The organism is Pseudoalteromonas sp. TB25 (genome assembly GCF_000497995.1).
GTDB lineage: Bacteria > Pseudomonadota > Gammaproteobacteria > Enterobacterales > Alteromonadaceae > Pseudoalteromonas > Pseudoalteromonas distincta.
In genome coordinates this window covers 1-5,843 of the sequence record NZ_AUTI01000394.1, presented here as the reverse complement: position 1 = coordinate 5,843, position 5,843 = coordinate 1, and the positions used below count along the sequence as shown (strand labels likewise).

Here is a 5,843-nt window from a genome sequence, read left to right as displayed (position 1 = left end):
ATCCTGCAGGTACTAACCACAATAGTAATAACCAGTTAAATATTGGCAGCTCACCTATGAAAAGTGATTCAAATAATGGGTTATCGTCAAGCAGTGTTTTAATAGCAAAAAGCCCTGCTAACCCCGCAAGTGCAAAACCCGCCACTTTATATAACTTAGCTAAAGTACCGGCAAGTTTTGCTCTATGTAAATACACACCCCCTAATGCCAGCCAGTTACAGGTAAGGAGTATTTGTTCGTAAAAGTTAAGTGAATCAAATTGCGGATAATGCCCTACTAGCTGATAACTTGTTTCGGTAGTAATAAAAAGCGCTAAACAATGAAGAGCTGCACCTTCGAGCCATATTTTAAGTTTTGATGAGTCAAAGCACTTAGCTGCGGCAAAAAATAACGCGATACATAACGGATAAATCACAATACTCCAATGCAAACCAAATACCGTTAACGCATCGTAGCTTGGTGTCCAAGGCGCAAGCGTTAAGCGCAGTAATAACGCAGCAACTAATGCTTTAATAGGCCAATGCGGCATAGGCACGTTATAGCGCTTAATAAGTACGCTTATAAGTAATACTTGCACAGCAAGTGCAATGGTTAGGCCACTGTCACTTAGTAGCATGGTAATTGCTAACGTAATATTAGCGTTAGCGCCTACCCAGTAGGTAAAGCGCTGAAAAAGCGTTGTATTGTATTGCGCGAGCTTTATTAAAATAGCCGCCACTACAAACAATACAACGGCCCAAAGTGGATATGCAGTACTTAACGCAGAATTAGGAATAAGCGTATATAAAGTAGCTATCATTACAAATACACTAAACGCTCCCGTAATATGAAACGCTAAACGCTTAATCTGTTTTTTACCGTAATAAAGCCCAAAAGCGGTAAGTAACAATCCGAGCAATAAACCCAAACCGTATTCATTTTTGAATACAAAGAGTGCGTCATCAAATAGATTTGGCGAAAGATGCGTGCTTTCAGCACTTATAACTAATAGCGTTGAAATAACTAACGCTACGCCCTGCCAAATATCCCAACGGCTATTTTTAAGGACTAAAAACAACACCAATACAATACTCAACACGCCGATTGTTTGCCACTGCATATCAAAGTGACTTATTAGCATTGTAAATATTAAGGGTGCTATAAAGGCGAGTAATAATGCATGATCTGGAAGCACTTTAAGTAAACGTTTTAAACTGTGCGGGCGATGTTCAATAACATTCAGTTTTAGACCTAAGCGCGGTATAGCAATTAACCCTACAATACTAAGTAAAGCAAATGCCCCCATTAACCAAACGGTATTAACTTCAAGTAGCGTAAAACCAACTAAATACCAACCAATATGCCCTGCCCATAATAAATACCACAACCAAGCTCGCTGCACTTTATGTGCAACTAACGCAGCCGACAAACTTACAAAGCCAACATACATAAATAATGCAAACAAGTTACCGCTGCCAGTGCTAACCCATATTGGTACACTATAAGCGCCAATAATACCCAATACAGCTAATAATGGGCCCAATCTAAGCGCCATAGCACTTGCGCTAATTGCAATAACTGCCAGTGCAAAAAATGCCACGGTAGGGCTAAGCATATCGTAGCTACTGTAAGCTAAAAGCGTTAAAGCAAAACAAGTAATAAACCCACCACTTGCAAGCGCTGCGGGTATGTAATTATTAAAGCCTTCAAATACAATGCGTTTATGGTGTAAATAAGCTGCGGCTGCAATTAAGCTAAGTCCAAATAAGCCGCCTAAACTCAACCTCATTACAGGTGATAGTAATCCCGCTTCTAGGCTGTATTTAGCTAAAAATATGCCCCCAAACGCAAGCGCTATTGCGCCTATCCAGGTCATCCAGTTCTCTTCAAACCCTGCGCGTAATTTATTAAATAGTAATTCTGTGGCTGATGCTGCAGCTGGTTTGGCTTTTTTAGGAGGCGCTGATGGCTGATTTATTAAAGGTGGTGACGCGTTTTGGGACGTTAAGCTTGGCTGTGCTTTATGAGCAATTGGCTCTGATCTTGAAAGCGCTGCCTGAGCCGTAGATGCTTCACTTTGAGGTTCACTTTGCGATATCGATTTATGTGTTTGTAGATGTGTTATTTTGGCCCTTAAAACAGCAACTTCTTGTTTTAATCCATTTAACTGCACTAGCGCTATTAAGCCGCAAATAGCACCCGCAACTACAACCAGTATTACTATGACGGCTAACCCAACTAAATCATCCATGGCACACTCTTATTAATTATTATGCCCTGAGTGTACCTAATTATTAATGAGTAGGTAAATTTTGTTCAATAAAAAGCCTAAGTACTTAAAGTGCTTAGGCTTTATGCTACTTAATATGCTTAGGTTTATTCAACACTATCAGTAATAGTGCGCTCTAGGGTCATCTTATAACCTGAGCTTGTTGTTTCATCATGCTCTAAAATCAATATGTAGTTACCCTCTTGTGTAAAGTCCATATCGCTTTGTTGAATAAGCACAATTTGCTGGCCGTTGTCTTCGTAAACAACATAAACCGTGTAAATTTCGTTATCTACAACCTGCTCTTCTTGGTCATACTTATCTAGGCCATCGACTACGTTACTGGTGTCGTCTACCGTTTCGCCGTTAAGTGTAAAGTACACATCTACATCTGAAACCGACTGCCCTGCGTAGCTTTCAATTAGGTTTACAACCGATACCGTATGGCTGTAACTGCTTGGTGTTAGATTTTCTTCAACGCTCATCATACGTAAACCGTTATCTGCGTCGTTATAAAAAATACCCACCGCACTTTGCTCGCGCTCTAGCGTCATTAAAAAGTTATCAGCTAGTTTTGTACCTTCTTCGTCGTACATAGCTACGCTGTAACTATTAGGCGAAAGTTCAACATAATCGGTATAAGAGTCACTAGCGACTGTATTTGTTGTGTTTACAGTTGTACCGCGTGTAGCAGAAAAGCTTACTGGCGAGTAGTCATCAACGGTATTTATAAAACGTAATTGCCCTAGAGCAGATTGGTGTTTAAGCTCAGTAACGTAGTTATTATCGGTTACTACATCAAGCGTAATGCCGCCTTCTTCTGTTGCATAACTTGGGCGGATCATTGCTACATAACTTGCTTCATCGTATAAATAAACAGATGACGACTCGTACACAACATCACTGCTGCCCGCTTCTGTTATGTAAATAGTGTAATAACCTTCATCAACGCTTTGCAGATCTAACTCACTTAAATATTGAGCTGATGAGAAAAGTGTCGCGCTTTCAAATACACCATCATCAGTTGCTAAGTAAATATCGTAGTTAGTGTCCTCTCCTGCAATATTATAAAACCCTAAGTTAAACTCACCCGTATCGCTTGTAATAGGTACGCTAAGCTCTGTAAATGTAGGTTCATCAAAGTTACCACTCATTACTATTAACTGTGTTTTGTCACCCTTAATAGAAATTTCTTGATCGCTAATTGTTATATAGCTGTCGTTAGCATCTAGGTACTCAAAACTTACATCATAAGTGTCTGTGCTGTAGTTATGGCGAGTAGTTACATCAGCAAAATCAGCGCCTGAGCGCTCTGTTTCTTCAACAAACAAACGTGTGTATGGGCTATTGTAAGAGCCGTTATACAATTGGATGTAACCTGTAGAGCTTGAGCTATCGTCAGAGCCGCAGCCCGACAAAATAGTAATTAGACTTAAGGGTAATGCAGCTTTTAAAAGGGAGTTAGTCATTAAGGTTATTCCTTATTATTAATATCCCCATTATGACCCAAACATTCTATTTTAATTTCATGATTTACAAAGCATTACCCTCACTGACACTTCCTTACGAAAACGTTAAAAAGTGTAGTAAATGTGCAAACAATAAGGACGTGTTTTTATATAATTAAAACGCTTATGGGGCAATTTCAAAACGATCTCGGCCACTCTTCTTAGCTAAATATAAAGCTTGATCAGCGCGCTTCATTACTTTATCTAAAGGCTCATTAGGCGTTTGCATTGCAACACCTATACTTACTGTTAAGTGACGAGAGTTTTGAATATTTATGGTGTGCGCAAGGTCAATTAATTGCTGCGAAAAATCACACGCTTGCGTCATATTATTTGTAGGCAAGTAGCCACCAAATTCTTCACCACCGAGGCGAGCAAATTTGTTTTGGTGCGTAAAAGCATTGTCGTATTTAGTTGCTAGTTCTTTAAGCATTACATCACCAACATCATGACCAAACTCATCATTGATTGCTTTAAAGTGGTCTATATCGATAATTAAAATAACGTAAGGTGAGTGCTGAGCATCTTTAGCGTGCTGATAAAAATAACGTCTATTATGTACCTTGGTTAAATCGTCAATAATGAGCTCACGCGCTAATCGGTTATTAATACTTTGTACAAAGCGCATAGTTTTAAATAAACCATAGGAAGTTAAAAGCATGCCGCTGGTTCTGCATAAATCTTCAAAATAAATACTTACCCAGTAAGGCTGTATCACTATCTCATCGATTAAATCAGCTGTATTACCCATGGACCAGAGCATTAATCCGAGAGTCGAAAATGTATATGCAAGCTTTGAAAGTTTGGAGCACTGAACCATCCAAAATAAAAAAATAAGAACAATTAAATTAATAAAATCAGTTGTAAAACCGTAAACATTATTTTGAACTTGTAAGGGAGGAAAGTTAGTTAGGGAGTAGGCTGAAAAAATAACAATATAAGCTAATAAAAATAGGCTTACAGTTTTATTTTTCCAGCTCATTTTAAAAAAATTAGAAAGCCTGATAGTGAGCTTTACAGTTTCAATCATATTAACCCTAAGCTTTTCGATACTATATTAAAAAACTATAGCACATTACCAAAAAGGCTTATTAGAATAAGGTGGTTAATAATCTTTAATAATGAGCTTAAATCACCAAGCTTAATCCCCAAACCCCTAACACAAGTAACGTTATTAAAACCATTGCCTTAGTTTTGTGTTTACTAATGATTCGCTCAGCTTCATTACCTGCATAATAAACAATAATAGCCAGACCAAAGTAACGAATAGAACGCGCGATACCTGAGGCCAATAAAAATAGCCAAATAGAATACTTAGTCGCGCCTGCTGCAAGCATCGCTATTTGAAACGGAATTGGCACAATGCCAAGCGTTATAACAAACCAAAAACCTTGATCTTGCATTTGCTGCTTAACGTTTTCAAATTGCTCAGGGCTCGAAAACGTATTAATAATCCAATCACCAACCGCATCAAATAAATAATAACCCAACGCATAACCAAACAATGCACCCACTATGCAACCTAAAGTCGCCATTAAGGCGATAAGCCATAGCTTCTCTCTACGAGCTTGCATTAGCGGTACTAATACAGCCTCAAGTGGAATAGGCACTATGGTTGACTCTAAAAACGACGCCACTGTAATACCGCTAAGCATATGCTTAGAGTCAATAAAATTACGCGTTTTTTCTTTTAGCTTTTTTTGAATTGCCATAGTAAATCCTTTTCACTTATCTGTAAGAACAAGAGTATTCAATAAGCCAATAGTTACACATTTAGGTTAATACACGCTGAAAACAGTGTAGTAAATTTATCAGGTCCTAGGGCGTATTGATCTTTGTGGATTGAAATTTGTTCAATCCAAGGAAGATTAAATCGCGGCGCGAGGTTTGTAACCTAGTGGGCTCGGTAACTGCTCCTGCGTTACCCTACTGGCTTACATCCATGTAAGAATAAGTAAAAATCGAGCAAAGCTTCCGCGTCATGCTCACCCCCTTACCTACATCCATGTAGGCAACAAAGAGTTAATCGTCCCTAGATCGAGCTCAAAGGGCAGCGCATGTTTGGTATTTATGCTGCGTTATCGCCT

4 protein-coding genes are annotated in these 5,843 nt (G+C 38.8%); all 4 read right to left on the bottom strand.

The annotated features are described in order from the left end of the window. On the bottom strand, positions 1–2,230 hold a 2,230-nt coding region (locus tag L652_RS0117360), incomplete at its 3' end, for a DUF2339 domain-containing protein (protein WP_024603576.1). Positions 2,231–2,355: 125 nt separating this feature from the next. Then, the gene (locus L652_RS0117355) at positions 2,356–3,717 is read right to left on the bottom strand and encodes a hypothetical protein (protein WP_024597652.1); all 1,362 of its coding nucleotides are present in this window, start codon (positions 3,715–3,717) and stop codon (positions 2,356–2,358) included. 163 nt (positions 3,718–3,880) lie between these two features. Further along, positions 3,881–4,786 (bottom strand): GGDEF domain-containing protein, encoded by a 906-nt coding sequence (locus tag L652_RS0117350; protein WP_024597651.1) that lies wholly within the window; start codon positions 4,784–4,786, stop codon positions 3,881–3,883. A gap of 97 nt (positions 4,787–4,883) precedes the next feature. Then, complete coding sequence (locus tag L652_RS0117345) at positions 4,884–5,468, bottom strand: VTT domain-containing protein (protein ID WP_010554604.1); 585 nt, start codon at positions 5,466–5,468, stop codon at positions 4,884–4,886. Positions 5,469–5,843: the final 375 nt, after the last annotated feature.